Origin of the sequence: Paenibacillus sp. SN-8-1, from assembly GCF_050995535.1 — a bacterium.
Classification (GTDB): domain Bacteria; phylum Bacillota; class Bacilli; order Paenibacillales; family Paenibacillaceae; genus Fontibacillus.
The window spans coordinates 744,937-760,000 of sequence record NZ_CP194782.1; the positions used below are offsets into that span (position 1 = coordinate 744,937).

The 15,064-nt window shown below is 36.0% G+C and carries 7 protein-coding genes (2 of these 7 running past the window's edge); all 7 read left to right on the forward strand.

What is annotated here, in order from left to right; all coding sequences use genetic code 11:
- The first annotated feature begins 8 nt into the window (after nt 1–8).
- Nucleotides 9–10,061 carry an amino acid adenylation domain-containing protein gene (locus ACRRNK_RS03585; protein WP_433945445.1) on the forward strand — a complete coding sequence of 3,351 codons (10,053 nt, stop codon included), beginning with the start codon at nt 9–11 and terminating at the stop codon, nt 10,059–10,061.
- The gene (locus ACRRNK_RS03590) at nt 9,971–10,693 is read left to right on the forward strand and encodes a thioesterase II family protein (RefSeq protein WP_433945446.1); all 723 of its coding nucleotides are present in this window, start codon (nt 9,971–9,973) and stop codon (nt 10,691–10,693) included. The genes ACRRNK_RS03585 and ACRRNK_RS03590 overlap by 91 nt, the downstream gene beginning before the upstream one ends.
- 64 nt (nt 10,694–10,757) lie before the next feature.
- Nucleotides 10,758–11,471, forward strand: coding sequence for an ABC transporter ATP-binding protein (locus tag ACRRNK_RS03595; RefSeq protein WP_433945447.1), 714 nt, complete (start codon nt 10,758–10,760; stop codon nt 11,469–11,471).
- Nucleotides 11,464–13,002 carry a hypothetical protein gene (locus tag ACRRNK_RS03600; protein WP_433945448.1) on the forward strand — a complete coding sequence of 513 codons (1,539 nt, stop codon included), beginning with the start codon at nt 11,464–11,466 and terminating at the stop codon, nt 13,000–13,002. The genes ACRRNK_RS03595 and ACRRNK_RS03600 overlap by 8 nt, the downstream gene beginning before the upstream one ends.
- A gap of 12 nt (nt 13,003–13,014) precedes the next feature.
- Nucleotides 13,015–14,787, forward strand: coding sequence for a non-ribosomal peptide synthetase (locus ACRRNK_RS03605; RefSeq protein WP_433945449.1), 1,773 nt, complete (start codon nt 13,015–13,017; stop codon nt 14,785–14,787).
- Nucleotides 14,788–14,826: 39 nt separating this feature from the next.
- On the forward strand, nt 14,827–15,064 hold the 5' portion of the coding sequence (locus ACRRNK_RS03610; RefSeq protein WP_433945450.1) for a PLD nuclease N-terminal domain-containing protein. The gene runs 2 nt beyond the window's last position; the window shows 238 of its 240 coding nt (coding positions 1–238); its start codon is at nt 14,827–14,829; its stop codon straddles the right edge of the window (only 1 of its three bases is visible, at nt 15,064).
- A protein-coding gene (locus tag ACRRNK_RS03615) for an ABC transporter ATP-binding protein (protein WP_433945451.1) crosses the window boundary here: on the forward strand, nt 15,047–15,064 show its beginning. It continues 924 nt past the right edge of the window; the window shows 18 of its 942 coding nt (coding positions 1–18); its start codon is at nt 15,047–15,049; its stop codon lies off the right edge, out of view. Before ACRRNK_RS03610 ends, ACRRNK_RS03615 begins: the two co-directional genes overlap by 20 nt.

The following is a 15,064-nucleotide window of genomic DNA, read 5'->3' on the forward strand; positions in this document are numbered from 1 at the left end:
AACTAATTATGAAAATACTAGCTGCTTATCCAATGACGGAATTACAACGTGGAATCGCTTATGAATGTGAATTACACGCAGGTGAAGATGTATACGCTAGTCAAGCGATTATTCATCTAAACTATGATGACTTGGCTTGCTACAAAAAGGCTTGGGAGCAGATTATTAATCAATATGAAATTTTCAAAACAAAGTTCATTTTTGGTGACTTAAAGGAAGATGTTCAGGTTGTTTTAAGTGAAGGAAGACTGGATTGGAGAAATACAACTTGTGCTGAACAAGACTTAGAAGAATTGGCTCAGAAAGAAAAAGGGCGGTTAACAAAAGTATCGGATTTTCCTTTGATGTGTTTTGTTCAAGTGTCTACTGAAAATGGAGTTTATCTAATTTGGACATTCCATCATATTTTGCTGGACGGTTGGAGTATGTCTCTAACATTGCAAGCCGTGGATCAAGCCTACGATAGTTTGCAAAAAGGTGAGGATGCAAGTTCTATCGTTAACACTGCTTACAGTGAGTATATTTCATGGAAACTTACAAATACAAACACCAAGTCAGAATCTTTTTGGACACAATATCTTTCAAATTGTAAAGGATTTGAATTCCCAAGGATGTCCAGGTACTCTGTTTCGAGTACCTTTGATGAGGTGAAAGTTGAGGTAAGTGCAGCGAAAAAATTATTATTGGATTATTGTAAAAAGCATCAAATTTCTCCAGCGATTTTTTATCAGACTCTCTGGGCAAGCATCCTAAGTATTTATACAGGGAAGCAAGAGATCATATTTGAAGTTATTGATTCAGGACGTTCAAAAAAATCGGATGTTGATCTGGAAAAAATAATTGGTCTGTTAATTGAAAAACATCCTAAAAGGGTTTCGATTTCTCCTACTCAACGTTTTGTGGATTTATTAAATTCAATCAAGATGGATGATTTATCAATAAAAGAGCATGATTTTCTCTCTAATACCCAAGCGAAAACAATCATGGGGTTAACTACAGCGGATAACTATTCGAATACGACTTTTGTTTTTGAGAACTATCCTTCAACACAGGGAGAATCACGCTTTGATATTGTCAAAGGTTCCGAAACATCCACTAGTGATTTAACTTTTTCTGCTGGGATTATGGGTGACTCGGTGGTAATGAAGGTGATGTTCGCAACAGATGTCATGGATAGAGATCAAGTTAGTATTTTATTGCAATCTATGAATAGATGGATCGAGTTTCTCCTTCATTCCGATGAGACACTCACGGTTGGCGCATTATTTGATCAAATTCCAACAAGTAGAGTCAATTCAGCGATCCAACCGTATCCAAAAGAAGCAACGTTTTTTGAACTAATCTCCAAAGTATCAGAGGATTTTCCTGAAAAAATAGCTATTTATGATCAGAAGAGAGCTGTAAGTTATCAAGAACTTGTAGAAGAGGCAGTATCTCTTATTAATTCGTTATATTCCATACATATTGATGAGGGCAAAAGTGTTGCATTACATTTACCAAGGTCAGCAAACTCCATTGCTCTAATGATTGCCCTTCAGTATTTGGGGATTCCATATACTTATTTAGATGAGAAAAACAATCAAGAGAGACTTGAGTATATCCTTCAAGATGCGAATGTGGGTTTGATTTTAAAAAGTGAGGATAGCTCTAGTTTAAATATATCTCTATCAGTCAACTGTGTATCTATCAGTGTGCCCGAGCTGGTTGATCAGCCCAAAACAGAAACTTCGCTTCCAACAAGGAAAAATAATAAACCTGGCTTTTGTCAATTAATATATACTTCAGGTTCAACTGGACAACCAAAAGGAATAGAAATGACTTCGGAGAACATCATTTCTTTTGCTATTAATAATGGTTTTTATTCTGTAAAGCCAGACGACAATTTTGCTCAAGCAGCTTCAATTGCATTTGATGCAAGTATTTTTGAAATTTGGCTGCCTTTATTGAATGGCGCGGCGGTAACGATTATTCCTGATCCTGTATTTGATATTTTCAATTGGAGCCGGAACATTGATGAATATCAGATTACAACAGCTTGGCTTACTTCGGGTCTATTCAACACTTTTGTAGATTTGGACTTCTCAAAGATTAATAGTCTCAAGAAGATTTATGTAGGAGGAGAAGTAGTCTCTCCAAGTCATATCAAAAGAGCAATGTCTGTCACTAAGGAAACAAGATTCTATAATGGATACGGGCCGACCGAAAATACTACCTTTACCACAACATTTGAAATTCCTAGAGATTTCGATTCTTCGAAGCCAATCGCTATAGGGAAGTTACTAGCAAATTCAAAGGCAATGGTCCTTAATGAGGTCAACCAACCAGTTCCTATAGGTGTTCCAGGGGAGTTAGTTGTTAGTGGTAGTGGGCTAACAAATGGTTATCGTAATAAAAATGAGCTAACACAAAGAGCATTTGTTGAGATGAATTTTGAAAAAGAGTCATGTTTAGCATATCGTACGGGTGATATTGTTTATTTCGATGGGGAACATTTTTATTATGTTGGTCGAAAAGATAAGCAAATTAAGTTACGGGGATTTCGTATAGAGTTAGGCGAAATCGAGTATGCACTAAATCAATTAACTGGAGTAAAACAATCAGTTGCTGTTCTGGAAGATAATAACCAAGTTAAGGAAATTGAAGCGTTTTATGTGGGGGATCTGGATGAAATGGAAGTATCAAGGGCGCTTTCACAACGCCTTCCTTCATACATGTTACCTAAACGATATCATCGTGTTCAGAATATTCCATTGACGTTAAACGGAAAGATAGATAGAAACAAGCTGCTAATTGAGAATCAGAGAGCTGATTATCCATTGAAGCAGGATCAGCTAACGCCTTCACTATTACAGGAGTCTACAGATATTTTCCGTAAATACGCAGCGTTTGAAGAGCTAGATATTGAACAGGATTTATTTGAATTTGGAATCGATTCGTTAACGGCTGTAAGGATAAATCATGAAATGAACAAAGTGTTCGGGACTAACGTTTCGTTAAAACAATTCATTGAATCCAAGAGAATTAAAGAATTAATCACTCTTTTTGATACGCCTGAAGAAACAAAAGAATCAGTACATCTAGACCAACCACAATTCGAGCATCTAGCATTTGCCACGGAACTGCAAAAGTCAATGTATTATTTCCAGCTTGAGAATCCACAACTAAATATGTATAACATCCCGTTTGTTAGAGAACTTGGCCAACTACCTCAGGGAGGGGCACTGGTAAAAGAAAGATACTTTGATATTTTAAAAAAGAATCCCATTTTCCAAGCCCATTTGAAAGAGGATGATACCGGCAATCTAGCGTGGTTCAAAAGCAATGTGATGGATCCCGCCTTCTATGAACACTTTGCAGATACACATGAGGAAAAGGAAAGCATTATTAAACAGGAACTAAACTATTCATTTGATTTGAAGAATCCTAAAGAATCACTTATTCGAATGAGTCTTATTCATTGTCATCACTCTATTTGGCTAGTTACTGTTACGCATCATTTGATATTTGACGGTTCTTCAATGGAGATTCTGTTAAATGAATTGCTGAGTACCACTGAAATATCTGACTCTAAATCTAATTATTTTGACTATTTAAATCATTATTCTTCTCTAGACCATCATAAAAATCTAGAATACTGGAACGAAAAGTTAAAGGATATTCAACCTAATATTAATTTTGCGAAGCCAACCGATTTTGTATTCGATCATAAAGGCGCAATGGTGAACATCTCTTTAAGCAAATCGTTTATTCAGAAAATAAATGATGTAGCTAAAAAAGAAAAAGTATCTAAATATATGGTCACTCTTTCGTTCTATACACAATTTTTGATGAGCTATTTCAATCAAAAAAGCGTAATAGTAGGAACTCCGGTTTCCACTAGACCGAATGAGTATCACGATGTTTATGGGATGTTTCTTTCCTTCCTTCCGTTAGTGAATAAGAAAAGTCCTGATAAAACTTTCAAAGATATTCTAAATGAAAACAGGTATTTGTTATTTGAAATCATGGATTATGCGACGATTGATTACCACACGTTAGAGAAAGCATGTGGGATGGCTAATTCACACGATGGTTTGTCATTTATTCAAACTGTTTTAAATTATCAAGAGCTTTCGAATACAGATGCAGTGATTTCCGAGGATGCCCAGATCATTGCAAAAGATCGTCAGTTTGCCCAATTCCCATTAACGTTAACCGTGTATGAGACGTTGGAAGAATCATTTATTCAGGTTGAATATGGAACTAGTTTATTTACAGAAGAGCAGATTGTACATTTTATGGATCACTTTATTAATTGGTTTGACTCTGCGATGAATTCCATTGAAAGTTTGGTAATAGATACTCCGTTATATAGTCAACAGGAAAGTAAAAAGTTAGTAAGGCAGTTGAATCCAACCTTTGAGATTCGGCACCAATCTTTGATTGAATATCTACAGGCTATTTCCCCTGATAATCACCAACTAGCCATCGTTGATGGGGAGAAGCGAATAAGTTATGCGGAATTAAATGAGCACATAATAGTTCTTGCTGAGAAATTGATACAAGCAGGAATGAAAAAAGGCGACAAAATTGTTTATTTTGGTCACCGTTGTTGGCAGCAAGTGCTGCTGTTCTATACTTGTTTGGTTCATGAATTTGTATATATTCCAATCGATTCCAAGCACTCGCAATCAAGACTGGAAGAAGTAATTAAGGAAGTTGAGCCAAATTTTATAATATATTCATCTAGTTTAGATGCTATCGCTCTTCGAAATAGCTGCCATGTCGACCGTATGCTTGAGGACGAATTTTATATATCTGATGTAAGAGGTTCTGATAACAAATTAAACCTTGCGTATATTCTATTTACGTCAGGTACTACGGGAAAACCAAAAGGTGTGCAAATATCTCGAGAGAATTTAGCTAATCTGGCTGCTTCAATTAAGAGTGATTATCCAATAGAGCAGAATTGGAAGACAGTTAATCTATCATCCATTTCCTTTGACGCGAATATTATGGATATTATGACAACTATAGTTCCTGGGAATACTCTGTACATTTTTAATGAGGAACATCAATTTTTACCAGACTTTATTAAGCAAAATGACATCAATTTCATGATTATTACTCCGACGTTGTTTAATGTGTTGGATTTTACTCATTGTCATTCGTTAAAACTAATTTTGAGCGGTGGAGAAAAGTTTCGGAAGAACGAGACTCTTCCAAGCCATGTACAAATACTGAACGGCTATGGTCCAACAGAAGCAACGATCTGTATCGCATTTACGGATAAAAACCATGAACAAACAGTTGGAAAACCAGTGTCTAATTCATGTGTGGTTGTAATGGATGAGGGAATGAATGTTTTACCACATGGTGTTCGTGGTGAGATTTGTGTGGTAGGCCCTTCAGTCATGAAATCATATTTAACTGAAGCTGATAACGTGAACCGGTTATATAACGCCCCAGATTATTTGCGTGAATATGGTGAAGTCCTTTATAGAACTGGAGATCTAGGATCTTTCGATGAAGAGGGCAATATTTATTATTATGGAAGAAATGATAATCAAGTCAAAGTCCGCGGACACCGTATTGAATTATCAGAGATTACGGAGCGTTTGCTTCAACATCCGATAGTTAGTGAAGCATATACGAAGCTTATCGTTGATCCGGATAAAGCTCAAGAAAAGATAGTTTCATATATTGTTCCCAATAACGTTGAAACATGTTCAACTGATGACTTGAAGGGATTCTTATATGAGACATTACCAACATATATGATTCCAGATATCATTACACCGATTGAGAATTTCAATGTCACAGTAAATGGGAAAATCGATCCTTCGCTATTACCTATACCTAGTTTTAGAAGAGTTAGTCAGAAAGAATCTTTTGCTGAAACAGAACTGGAAATTGCGCTTTTAGAAATTTGGAGACAAGTGTTCCAAACTGAAGAAATTAGTGTTCGGGATAGTTATTTTGATATCGGTGGAGATTCCATTAAGAGTATTCGAATTGTATCCAAACTACGTGATCAGGGCATTCAGCTTTCCAGTAAAGATATTTTGAAATACCAAACTATAAGAAGTGTTGCCAAGCATATTAGTGAAAATGAGAGTGATCATAAGGCTTATCATACAGGAGAAAATGTAACGAGCTTTTTTATCACACCAATTCAAGAGTGGTTTTATCAGCTTGGCTTAAAGAATGAGAACTATTGGAATCAATCAACAGTGTTCACAATGAAAGCACCAGCAAAAGAAGAAGAACTATTGACGGCTTATCGTTTAATGTATGACTTACATCCGATGCTGCGTGCTCAAATCAAGAAAGATAAGAAGGGTAACCAGGTAGTTGTGATGGCCACCGAGCTACTTGATTTTGAAGGAATTATTCAAAAGTTTGAATCGAAGGAAGAACTGCATAGAAATCAAGAACAACTGCAGCAAAGTATAAATTTATATGAAGGACCAACATCAAGAATTGCTTACTGTATTGAAAATAATGTAGTTACGACTTATTGGATAGCACATCATTTGTTCATAGATGCCTATTCATGGGAGATCCTTCAAAGTGAGCTAGTGAGTACGCTAGAGGATAAAAGTGCTTCTGTAGAAATTCTAGATCAAATGACTAACGAAGAATTAATTAATCAGCAAAGAAGGAATGCTGCCAGCTTTGAAGTTGTTCGTAATGAACGCAACAAGCTATATCAAAAAGTAACTAACGATGTATTCTTCAAAATTAGAAAATCAGATCTACACAATGTCGATAATATCAATCTTCCGTTAGTATTTAGCAGTATATTTTTTGGGAATGTTCTTCGAAAGAGTAAGGGTGATTTATATATCTATCAAGAGAAGAACTCCAGGTTCACCAATAGTTATAAAATGTTTAATTTAAATCATTCTGTTGGGTGGCTAACTGAATTTAGTCAGCGAGTTGTTCATGCAAATTCACAGCATGAGAAAATATATGGGTTACTTTTCAATGAACGAAATCAGCTAGTGGAAACAAATGAAGATCAAGATGTGCAGGCTATGTTCTTGAATATTGTGAATGTAAATGATTCTGTAACTGATGAACAGCACGTGAGTGATATAGCAGCTGAAAATATGGAATATATGCCGCCAATGCTAAATATATTGAACGGTGAAAATTTCCTGACAGTCACACTGATCAATGTTTGTGGGGCAGCAGAGTTATATCAAGAGACATTAGCAAATCTGAAGGAAATCATTCAAAATGAGTATTTTACTGAATATTTGCGATATGTTGAAACAATGGGTGAAGCATTCATAAATTTCTCTGAATTCGTAGAAATCAAGAATAATGAGCATGCGGACTTAATCTTCCCGCTGTTCCCGCTTCAAGAGGAGATATTGTATTCTTCAGCAGGGACATCTGAAAGTTATATGAATGAATTTAGCTGGACAACGACAGTCTCAATCGAAGAAATGATTGCGAGATTTAATACAGTTGTTCAGAAGTATGAAGCTCTTCGAACAACCATTTATCGAACTAAAGAGCAGAATTTTGTCCAAATCATTCATGGGGCAAGAGAAGCTTTTCCATACCATGTATATGACTTAAGGGAGCAATCAACTTCTGAGCAAAAACAAACTATAGCAACATTAATAGATAATGAGTCTAGAAACTATCGGAAGATGAGCTCAAATTATTTACACGGTGTTTATTTCCTTCGGCTTAGTAACAATAAAACTCGAGTGATTTGGTTGTTTAATCACTTGATTCTGGATGGCTGGAGTGTAGGGATAGTATTAAACGAATTGTGGAATGAGCATAGTCATGAGAATATCGATTCTTCCAATCTTGATTATGTGAGATGGCTGCAAGAAGAGAATAATCAAGCAAACACAGCTGTGTTGGACGATGGAAATGAACATATCGATAAAATCGGGAAGTTATTCCCTGAAAACACTAAAATTTATACAACTAATGAGATTAACATAGAGGAAAGATTCAGTTTATCTGATGAGTTAAGTAAGGAAATTAACACGTACGTACGGAAAAATAATCTGACGTTAGCAGGTCTGTTGAATTTTGTATGGGGCTACATCCTGTGTGAATTAACTGAAACCAGAAGTGTCGTGATAGGAATCGTTGATTCGGGAAGAGATTGTCCTGTTGATAGAATTGAATCCAAAGTCGGATTATTTATACGGACTATAGCTTCTATTTTTACAATTGATGAGGATAAGAAAATTCAAACGATCCTTCAAGAGAATAATCAAAAAATGACTAGTGATCTATATCAAGGAAGGCAAGATACTAGAAAGCTTCGTCAGAAGTTGAATCTTAAACCTGCGGAAGAACTATATGAAACTATACTGGTAGTGGAGAACTACCCAGAAGCTGAATTAGTTTCTGAAGAAATTACTGATGTTGAGGCAAAGGAGCAGTCGAATTATCCATTAAGTTTGAGTATAGGGATGTCGGAGAAGCTTATATTCAAAATCACTTATAATGAATCCCTAGTTCTAGACTCGGCAGTTAAGAAAATGGGTCTGTGGATGGAAGAGTTGTTACGTACAATTGTGGAGAATGATCAGTTAAAGGTACGTGAATTGCCACATCGAGTTATTAAGCTTTTGAATACAGCAGGTAAGCAATATGAAGAAACGGTATTAGAACCGTCCAAGGAAGTAGTAGGAGATTCATTAAACTGCAGTTTTGAACAAATGAAAGAAATTTGGGCAAATGTGCTTGGTCATAATGATTTTGTCGAGACTGATGACTTCTTTGAAATAGGTGGAGATTCGCTAAAACTATCAAAAATGATTTTCATATTAAAAGAAGATTTTAATTATGAATTAGAAGTATTGAAGTTCTTTGAGAATCCTACCCTACAAAACTTGAAGAATTCTGACTTGCTAAATATCAAGGAGCTTGATGAGGAACATTCGGAAGATCATACAATTTCCCAAGTTCACTTAGGATCATTCGTTGAAAATAATAAAGTCTTGGTGACTGGAGCTACGGGATTGTTAGGAAGTGAAATTGTCTATCAATGTCTAGCACAAGGCAAAGAAGTTTATTGCCTAACTCGTGGGAGAAATCCAGAGGAAATTACTCAACGAGTGCTGGATAAGTTAGCTGAGATAGTTCCGAATAATAAGATTTTGAATTTAGAAAACTTAAATGTTTTGCAAGGTGACTTATCAGAAGATTATTTTGGGCTGGATCTAGCGGAATATCAAAAAATTTCAATGGAGATCTCAACCATTTACCATTGTGCAGGTAATGTGAACTTTATGGCTTCGATGAAAGAGGCTCGTGAAGTAAATGTTCAAGGACTAAAAAGGATCATGCACTTTGCTCAAAATGGTCGGATGAAAAAATTGAATCATGTATCGACGCTCTCAGTAGTAGGACATGACCATTATCTAATTGATGATATTGATTTAGCTCCAATCAGTTATGTGAAAAGTAAGATACTAGCTGAGCAATATCTTCGTAATTATCGTCCGCATCGAAATGGTATTCAAATTTCCAGAATTGGACGGATAGCTGGAAATAGTCGAACGTTCTCAGTCCCAAGACAGGATCTATTCTGGCGCTTAATTGTTTCTATAGCACAACTAGGATGTTGTCCAGACGAGTTTCTTCCTTTTGAGACAGACCTCACTCCAGTGGATATCATAGCAAGAGAGCTGATACGTAAAACAGAAGCAACGGATGATAATCAAGTTATTAATTACTTCACAAACTGCATGATTTCATTTGGGCGTTGTGTGGAACTAATGGAGGAAGTACTTGGCCGGAAAATTGACGTCGTTCCCTATGAAGAGTGGTTAAGCCGAGCTGAGCACGATTCAGAAGAAAATCAAATTAAAGTTCTTATCCCATTATTCAGAGAGAATGTGTTCTATGAGCCGGAGGAAAATTCCATTACTACTGAAAATTCGCCAGATAAATCAATTCAATTTGAAGAACTAATAGAAGAAAACATTTCGGATGAGGTAGTAGTATGTTATCTAAAGAATGTCTTGAAAGAAGTGTTAGAGGAGCAACAGCTTCTGTTCAATGGATCGCGCTCCCCTATGCCGCAGGTTCATTGAGAAGTTATTATCCATTAACCAAAGTAACTGGCATTGAATTAGTAAAATATGAGCTGCCTGGGCGTGGATTCAGGCAGTTCGAATCTCTTCCTAGTATGAGTACCGTTATAGAAGAGGTGATAGACAAAATCGATTTTAGCAGACCCTATGTATTATTCGGTCATAGTATGGGAGCCTATATTTCTTACGAGGTCTGTTCTTTGATCGAGACAAAACATCTTCCACCCCCTAAGAAGGTAATTCTGAGTGGGCAAGTTCCGCCAAACATCAATAGAGTAACAAATTTCAGTAGAGAATTTTCCACACAAGAGGCAATTGCATATTTTAGAGGTACTGGAGGGACTCCAGATGAGGTATTGGAAAATGAAGAACTAATGGAACTGTTCTCTGAGATGTTAAACCAAGATTTCAGGTTTCTTCATGAATATTTGAGGGGCGGATGGACAGAAAAAGTTGTCTCGAACTTGGAAATTTGGTTTGGAGACAGGGATTTGCTCATAAGCGACGAACACATTTATTTATGGAAAAAACATACAACAGGAAACTGTGAATTTATTTGTTTTGAAGGGAACCACTTTTTTATTAATGATATTATTTCAAATCCTGAGAAAATCAATAAATTTATAACTTAGTGGGGGATTGTACGAATACCCCCCCCACTTGTATTTCAATTTTTTTGAATCTGGAGGAAGAAATATGCTAAGCATTAAAAATCTAAAAAAAATATACGAAGGGTCAACAAAAGGAATTCATAATTTATCGTTGGAGATACATCCAGGCGATATATGCGCATTTATTGGTTCCAATGGTGCTGGGAAGACAACCACTTTGAAATCCATTGTTGGAATCCACCCTTATAATGAAGGAAGTATCGTTCTTAATGGTGTTGACTTAAAAGAAAACCCTAAGAAATATAAGTCAATGCTGGGATACTCACCAGACAATCCCGATGTCTACGAAAATTTACGTGGGTATGAGTATTTGGAGTTTATCGGCTCTATTTATGGTGTGAAAAAAGAAGAATATGAAAAGGAGGTAAACTATTTAGTTGAACAATTGGCTCTGAAAGAAGGTCTAAGTCAACTTATCTCAAATTATTCTCATGGGATGAAGCAAAGGCTAGTTTTAATTTCTATTTTTCTTCATAACCCTGATCTCATTATTTTGGATGAGCCCTTTGTTGGTTTGGATCCAAACGCTTCCTACTTTTTGAAAAGTGAGTTAAAGAGACGCGCCGGTATGGGAGCTAAAATTATTTATTCTACCCATGTCTTAGAAGTAGCTGAGAAAATCTGTAATCGAGTTGTATTGATTGACAAAGGACAAGTGAAAATTAATGGATTAATGGAAGAAGTAGTAGCAGATGAACCATTGGAAGAAATATTTAGGAGGGTAACTGCTCATGCGTAGTAGTAATACAATGAAACTAATTCGGATACGCATGAGAAATCAGTTCGAACTATCGAAACTTGCGGACAAGGATTTGTCTACAAAAACCCACGCGCTAATCACCAATATTGGCTACTTATTTATGCTTGTTCTTGTGTTGGCTTATGTGGCAAGCTTGCCATTCCAAATGAAACTAAGTAATCAATTAGACTTGGTCAACCCCTATATTTTTTCATTACTGTTTTGGGCATTAGGAATCTGGTCATTGTTGTCAGGTATTCGAAATATATTTTATAGCTTTGACCATGATCAATTATTTGTGCTGCCAATCGATAGATGGAAAGCCATCCTGCTAAATGTGTTTTCTCAACTTATTACTCAAGTAGTCATTTGTGCAATGGTTATGCTTGTTTCAGAAATTGTTTTATATGTGGTTGCACCATTTCCTTTGATAAACCTATTTGTTGTATTGATGTTTGTATTAATTACCCCTCTTTTGGCTACTGGTTTGAGTATTGCAATATCGTTGTTGGTTAAAGTGATTACTAGTTTATTGAGAATAAGGAACATATTAATCGAAGCTATATTGACACTGTTTATTTTTATTTCTCCTATGCTCTATTCTTTTGCAAACCAACAATCTTTCGATACTAAATCAGGGCTTGCTAAATCATCATTCTTAAGATATTCCTTGTTGGAGAACCTTGGAATAAGTCATTGGATGCAGAGTATTGTCCTAGCTGTACTAACAGTTCTTTGTTTCATCTTATTATGTGGCTTGATTGTGAAAAAATACGATCAACTTGTCATTCTTATGGGGACAAAGAAGGTGGAAAGAAAACAGTTTACATTACAGACTAAATCGACAATGGCTGCTCTCTTAAAAAAGGAGGCCAGCAGATATTTCTCGTCTTTTTCATACGTCGTGAATACGATTTTAGCCCCGTGTGCTCTTGTAATAGTAGGATTAGGATTGAATTTTGGCATTCTTCCTGAGTTTTCACCCATAAATATTGAAGAGTTAGGTTTAACAATTACAAGTAAGTTTGTGTATTATTTAATCCTTGTTGCATGTGCGACACTAACCACTAGTACTGCTTGCAGCTTTTCTTTCGAGGGAAAGATGGTTTGGATTATTCAAAGTCTCCCCATATCTATTAAGCAACTTAGTATCGCAAAGGGATTATTAAATATTTTCTTATTTATTCCGGGAATTGTGATTGCAATCATCGATTGTTGGGTTGTTTTCGGAGAGCGAGGAATTAACCTCCTAGGTTATGCTCTACTCCTGGTAGTAAATATAATTCTAATTACTATCATGGGACTGTTTATAAATCTAAAGTTTCCTTCTTATAATTGGACAAACGAAATGGTCGTCGTAAAGCAAAGTATGTCAGTAATTTTAACTGCAGTTGTTAGTATCGGCTTGATTGCTATAACAGCCCTATCACTATTGTTTTTAGGGATTAATGGAGCCTATTTGCTTATTGTTGCTGAGAGTTTAGTTATTGCTGTCTTAGTTTTGCAGATCAAGAGAGTACGTTATTTATAAGGAGGAATATAAATGGAAGTCACCAAATATAATTTATTTAGTGATTATAACAATACACAAGCGGCTTATCCAAAGGGCAAGCTCCATGAATTACTTGAAATTGCAAAGAATTGTTATGGTGATAAGATAGCGATCCGTGATAAGCATAAAGAAATTACTTATTCAGATTTTTATGACTCTGTTAATGAGTTAGCAGAGTCATTTCCTTGTGTGAATCAACCAATGGCAATCGTTGCAAAGAAATCGATTCAAACCGTTATTCGAATCTTTGCAATTCTACAATCAGGAAATTATTATATTCCGATCGATCCTAGCTACCCTCAGGAGAGAACAAATTACATTTTAGAAAAAACAAAAGCGCGTGCTTTAATTGATGAAACTAAGATATCCTGGCTGCATCAAGAGGAAGTTGAAATTCCTTTTAAAGAGAAGCTGAAGGATGGGGATAGTGTCGCTTATGTTATTTTCACATCTGGAAGTACAGGACTTCCCAAAGGTGTAGTTGAAACGCATTACCAAGTAATGAATACTTTGTATGATCTCAAAGACAGACTGTCTTTAAGCGAGAAGGACAACTTCTTATGTCTGGCTTCATTTAATTTTGATTTATCTGTATTTGACCTATTTGAAACCGTATTAGTTGGCGGCACATTGTATATAGTTGAAGATCAACGAGACTTCAAAACTATTAAATCTGTATTGGATACATACCCAATTACCATCTGGAATTCTGTTCCCAATGTAATGAACCATTTCTTGAAAGAGAATGAACTGTCACAACAAGTAAGAACGAACTTAAGAGCTTGTTTATTGAGTGGAGATTATGTTTCAACCGAGTTGGCCAAAACGGTGCTAGCTACTTTTCCGCAAAGCCAGACGTTTAGTTTGGGTGGTGCAACAGAATGCTCTATCTGGTCTATACTTTACTTAATTTCTCCAGAGACTCTAACACGATACTCGTATATTCCATATGGATATCCAATGAAGAATCAAAGAATCTATGTTTTAGATGAGCAGTTAAAGGTATGTGATTTGGATGAAATTGGGCAGATAGCGATCGCTGGAGAGGGTGTTGCTTTAGGGTACCTTGGAGATGAGAAAAAAACAGGTGAAGCGTTTGTTGCGCATCATGATTTAGGCAATATTTATTTAACCGGTGATCTGGGTCGGTTTGTGGATAAAAGTCATATTAAATTTGTGGGTAGGATGGATTCACGAGTAAAAGTGAACGGTTATAGAGTCAGCCTTAGTGAAATTTCTACTGCTTTCCATAGCTGCTTTGGGCTTGAGAATAGGGTGTTCAGTTTAGACCAAAGTGAATCTACCCAGAAGATCGTTGTTGCCTATCAGAGTAGTGAGGCATTGGATGAATCAAAGCTAAGAAAAGAATTAATGAACCATCTTGCAGTATATGAACTTCCTCATGTCTATCTAAACGTGGCTTCTTTCCCTCTTACAAATAACGTGAAAATTGATATGGGCGAATTGCAGAAAATAGCTATAGAGGCATTGGATCAACGTAGGAGAAATGTAATTAATAGCGCAAAAGATCATTCCATAGAAATGACCCCTTTCAGAAAAATGCTAGGGCAGGTTCTAAATGTTTCTCAGATTTCTCCTAATGATTCTCTTTTCGATTTAGGTACTGATTCCATTCAATTGATGAAAATAAAAAATTGGATTGAAGAAAACGAGAACATAGAAATTGAATTGCTGGACATTTATGAACATGATGTAGTTCATGATCTGGAAGCCTTTATTTACAGGTGCGAACCTGTCAAATAGTAATAAAAAAATAACGTAATATAGGAGAGGATTGAAATTATGACTGAAGCATTATCGAAGCTCTTTGGTATTTCTTTGGAACAGGCCCAGGTGGTTTTGCCACTGCTTATCGTACATGCTGTACTTGCACTTATTGCTTTAATTGATCTAATAAAGAATTGGAAGAACCGGACGATACAGCCTATTTGGCTAATTCTCATTGTAGTAATTAGTTTCATTGGGCCACTACTATATTTTGTTGTTGGGAGGAAAATGAGAAATGGGAACAAGTTCAGTT